The organism is Pseudidiomarina indica, assembly GCF_900104245.1.
GTDB lineage: Bacteria > Pseudomonadota > Gammaproteobacteria > Enterobacterales > Alteromonadaceae > Pseudidiomarina > Pseudidiomarina indica.
In genome coordinates, this window is record NZ_FMXN01000021.1 from 1 (window position 1) to 4,591 (window position 4,591).

The following is a 4,591-nucleotide window of genomic DNA, read 5'->3' on the forward strand; positions in this document are numbered from 1 at the left end:
AGCCGAAACCAGCGGGACCAGGGCGTTACCCGAAAGCCGGGCGCCACCGGCTGAGCTGCTCCTGGGTCTGTTTGACTGACGAGCCTGAAGGCCAACGATACCAATCAAAATGCTGCGTTCACAGCGCCGCGGCAGGGATCCGCCGTGCTGGTTGTCGGAAAAGGAGCCGCTAGTGGGAAAGAGGAGGGTAAATTTTCAGCGTTGCTGGCTCCCCGTCAGCCGGATTGGGTTGCATCGCAGGGGTGTCGAAAGAGTCAACTGCGGTCCAAAGCTGTTGGACTTGGGTGAAAAGGGCGTTTATTCTTCCTATACGTTCATTAGGTCATCTAGCCTTTCTTCCGCAGGTTTTGTTCTTGGTTTTTTAGGGGGTAATGTCATAGGGTTTGTCTCTTAATATCTTGTGCTAAAAGCAAATCTGATAGGGGTATCATAGCACTTAATATTGATATGCTAAAACTTAGCTCGCTGGTAGCTTCGCTATTTTAACTATCTTTTTGGTGCTTCTATAAAAAGATAAAATAAATACAATCAATAAAACATACATTATCGCACCAATCATCCATATCCAGCCATCCCAACTTGCCAGTGTTTGACCAAAAATAAAGCTAAATAATAATGGGCCGATCACCCCCGTCGTATTGGTTAAGCTGACTAGAACGCCTTGTAGCTTACCTTGGTTAGTTTGATTGACTTGAGCTGACATTAACCCCTGTAAGGCTGGTAGCGCAATACTGCCGCCGGCGAGTAAGATTAATGTAGGGTAAATCATCCAACCCTTTGTCAATAATGACAAAATAATGAATGCTGCTCCATCAACAACAAAGCCCACAATAATCGTCACTTTTTCATTGAATTTCTTGGCGATTGCGCCCGCTACAAATGCTTGGAACAAGGCATGCATGATGCCTAACCCCGCTAAAGATAGGCCGATCTCCATACTGCCCCATTGAAAACGATGTTCCGTAAATAACACCCATGTCGTTGCTGGAATTTGCCCTATCATTTGAGTCATAAAAAAGATAAATAACAATAGTATGACTGGCTTGATCACTTGCAGGAAAGGTCGCGAATTTTCTGCTGTTTCTGTGGTGTTTTTTTCAGTATTTTTGATTTTATTATCTTTAAATATCAACATAATAACTAAAAAAGAGAGCGCATTTAAAATGGCAGCAATAATAAAAGGAAGATGAGCTGAGAATTGCCCTGTAAAGCCGCCAATTGCAGGGCCAGAGATTAACCCGACACCAAAAGCCGCCCCTAAGCGTCCAAACCACTTAGTACGCTCTTGTGAAGCAGTATTGTCAGCAATAACAGAAGCGGCGACCGCACCTGTTGCGCCAGTAACTCCAGAAATTAATCGCCCAACGTATAGCATCCAAAGTGAGCTAGATAATGCAAGCAAAGTGTAATCCACAGCAGCGCCTGCAAGAGATAGTAGTAATATTGGTCGGCGCCCGAATTTATCAGACCATTTGCCAAGTAGAGGAGCAAAAAAAACCTGCATGATGGCATACAGTGCCAGCAGGATACCGTAATGATTTGCTAAATTTTCAGCCGACACGTATTCACGTAACAATGTAGGCAATACAGGCATGATCAAGCCGATCCCCATAGCATCTAGGGCGGTGATCGTTAAAGCGGTGATCGCAAATTTATTCATCGTTTTTTCTCTATCATTGATAGAGTTGGAATATATCCCTATCAGTGATAGAGTGTCAATAGAAAAAAAGAGAGGGCAGTATGGCGCGATTAGATAAAGAAACCATCATCACAGTGGCATTAGAGTTGCTAAATGAAGTGGGAATGGAAGGGCTGACAACGCGAAAACTAGCTCAAAAACTGGGCGTAGAGCAGCCTACACTATATTGGCATGTGAAGAACAAGCGCACATTGTTGGATGCATTATCTGTTGAAATGCTAAAGCGTAATCATCGTCATTCATTACCCGCAGTTGGGGAAACGTGGCAACAATTTTTACGTAATAATGCATTGAGCTTTCGTGATGCATTATTAAGTTACCGTGATGGCGCAAAAGTGCATTTAGGGACTCGCCCGAGTTCAGACCAATATGACACCGTAGAAATGCAGTTGCAGTTTATGGTGGACAATGGTTTTTCATTAAAATGTGGGTTATATGCAATAAGCGCGGTTGGTCATTTTACGTTAGGTTCTGTGTTAGAGCAGCAAGAACATATCGCAGCACTTAATGATAGGCAACAAATAGCAGATGATACGATGCCTCGACTATTAAAAGATGCTTTGCAAATTATGGATCAAGATGATGGCACAGAGGCTTTTTTATTTGGTTTAGAAGCATTGATTAATGGTTTCGAAAAGCAGTGATAAGGTGTCTGTGTTTTTAGGCTCGCACAATAGGGGGGATTTGTGCGAGTGGTGGATTTATTTAGAACATTGTTTTTCAATTTGGCGTTTTTGTTCTACCAATTTTTTAGCTGTTGCCATCGCGAGTTGTTCATCGGCTTGCATTTAGCTTTTCCTTATCTGCCGTTTATCTATTTTCTGTTATTTTGCTTTCTATTTCTATGAATCTTTTCTAAACTAGACTCATGTTCTAACATTCTTTTATACGAATTGTTAACTAAAACTTTTTTATCCTTGCTTACCATGTTCGAATTATAGAGTTTAAACATTTTTAGCCAAAATTCATAACTCCAATTACTTATATTTGAATCATCATTAATTCGGCTTTCTTTTAAAATTATTTTTTGTTGCTTATAACTAAAAATTCGTTTTGTTTTTTCTTTAAATGTAACTCCCTTTTCTAAAAAGACAAAGGCTAAAAAATCTTTCCAAGCATGCCTGTCTTCAAGGTTTATATCTGTAAAGTCTTTATAAGAAAATTGGCCCAAAATAATGTTTGCGTTTGGAGCTGGCTTAAAATCAAATTTGCTAAATCTATGCAATATGTTAGTTTTGAAAAATGGTTTATATAATAAAGATTTATAAGACTCCTTGTAAGATGGTGCACCCGCATACTTTAAAAAAGGTTCATATTGCATAATTAAAAAAGTATCTAAGGGTGGGTTCTCACTATCTAACAATTTATTTAAAATACTTGCCGTTATGTTAAATGGAATGTTTGAAAAAACTTTATAATTATGGTCTGGTAAATTGTATTTTAAAAAATCGGCTTCAATAATAGACACATTTGAACTTTTAAATTCATGGCTCAACTTATCAGCCAATACACTATCGAACTCAATAGCAGTAACGGCTTTGCAGATTTTGCTTAATGCCTTGGTTATTATGCCTTTTCCAGGCCCAATCTCAACAACAAAATCCTCCTTAGTTATATTGCTTTTAAAAAGCAAATCTTCGACTAATTTAGTATTATGCAAAAAATTCTGTGAGTCTTTAATGTTGAAATTTTTGTTTTTTATTTTAGTGTTTTTATTCATATCCATATATTACAATTATAGACTGATTTTGTCAAGTAAGAATTGTTTTGATTTATGTATAATTCCTACAAGTTCGGAAATTTAAAAATGAAAGAAGCCTGAAATTATCAGGCTTCAAGCTTGTAAGATTTTTAAGATTATATTCTGCTATAACAACAAGTTTAAAAAGCGTTTATTATTCAGCCTGCGCTCTATAAAATACCGCAACTACATTAGATATTAAATGCACAACTTGTAATACCCATATAATAGCAAGCGGCCAAGACCGGTGCCGTCACCCTGATCCAGCGCTTCGGCAGTGCACTGAACCTCAACATTCACTTTCACATGCTGTTCCTCGATGGCGTGTACGTTGAGCGTCCCAATGGAACAGCCCGGTTCCTCTGGGTCAGGGCGCCGACCAGCGCCGAACTCACCCAACTGGCGCACACCATCGCCCATCGGGTCGGCCGCTATTTGGAGCGGCAAGGCCTACTGGAGCGGGATGCTGAAAACAGTTACCTGGCCTTGGATGCGGTGGATGAAGATGCGATGACTCCACTGCTGGGGCATTCCATCACGTATCGCATCGCCGTGGGGCCACAGGCAGGGCGCAAGGTGTTCACCCTGCAGACACTGCCCGCCTGCGACCCGGAAGATCAGTTTGGTGACATGCCCGGTAAGGTTGCCGGTTTCTCGCTACATGCCGGCGTAGCGGCCAAGGCCCATGAGCGCAGCAAACTCGAACGGCTGTGCCACTACATCAGCCGCCCGGCGGTGTCTGAGAAACGGCTGTCGCTCACGAAGAATGGCAACGTGCGCTACCAGCTTAAGACGCCGTACCGGGACGGCACCACGCACGTCATTTTCGAACCATTGGATTTCATTGCAAGGCTGGCCGCCCTGGTACCGAAGCCCAGAGTCAACCTAACCCGCTTCCACGGGGTGTTCGCACCCAACAGTCGGCACCGGGCGTTGGTCACGCCGGCAAAACGGGGCAGGGGCAACAAGGTCAGGGTGGCTGATGAACCGGCAACACCAGCACAACGGCGAGCGTCGATGACATGGGCGCAACGGCTCAAGCGTGTTTTCAATATCGACATCGAGACCTGCAGCGGCTGCGGCGGCGCCATGAAAGTCATCGCCTGCATTGAAGACCCTATAGTGATCAAGCAGATCCTTGATCACCTGAA

At 42.7% G+C, this 4,591-nt stretch carries 3 protein-coding genes and 1 pseudogene; 2 read left to right on the forward strand and 2 right to left on the reverse strand.

The genetic code is table 11. The features are described from left to right. Positions 1-457 precede the first annotated feature (457 nt). Entirely contained in the window at positions 458-1,660 is a 1,203-nt protein-coding gene (gene tet(59) / locus BLP64_RS10565) for a tetracycline efflux MFS transporter Tet(59) (RefSeq protein WP_001031679.1), read from the reverse strand. Between the two features lie 80 nt (positions 1,661-1,740). Between tet(59) and tetR the strand changes: the two genes are divergently transcribed. After that, positions 1,741-2,343 carry a tetracycline resistance transcriptional repressor TetR gene (gene tetR / locus BLP64_RS10570; RefSeq protein ID WP_000113092.1) on the forward strand — a complete coding sequence of 201 codons (603 nt, stop codon included), beginning with the start codon at positions 1,741-1,743 and terminating at the stop codon, positions 2,341-2,343. A 170-nt stretch (positions 2,344-2,513) separates the two neighbouring features. Here the strand turns inward: tetR and erm(42) are convergent, their stop codons facing one another. Beyond that, on the reverse strand, positions 2,514-3,419 hold the full coding sequence (gene erm(42) / locus BLP64_RS10575) for a 23S rRNA (adenine(2058)-N(6))-methyltransferase Erm(42) (protein ID WP_092594005.1): 906 nt from the start codon (positions 3,417-3,419) through the stop codon (positions 2,514-2,516). Between the two features lie 255 nt (positions 3,420-3,674). On the opposite strand from erm(42), the pseudogene BLP64_RS10580 reads away from it, so the two are divergent. Then, a pseudogene (locus tag BLP64_RS10580) lies at positions 3,675-4,591 on the forward strand (transposase); the annotation flags it as partial.

Coding starts and splice junctions, on each gene's coding strand:
- tetR (WP_000113092.1), top strand. CDS start 1,741: ATGGCGCGATTAGATAAAGAAACCATCATCACAGTGGCATTAGAGTTG.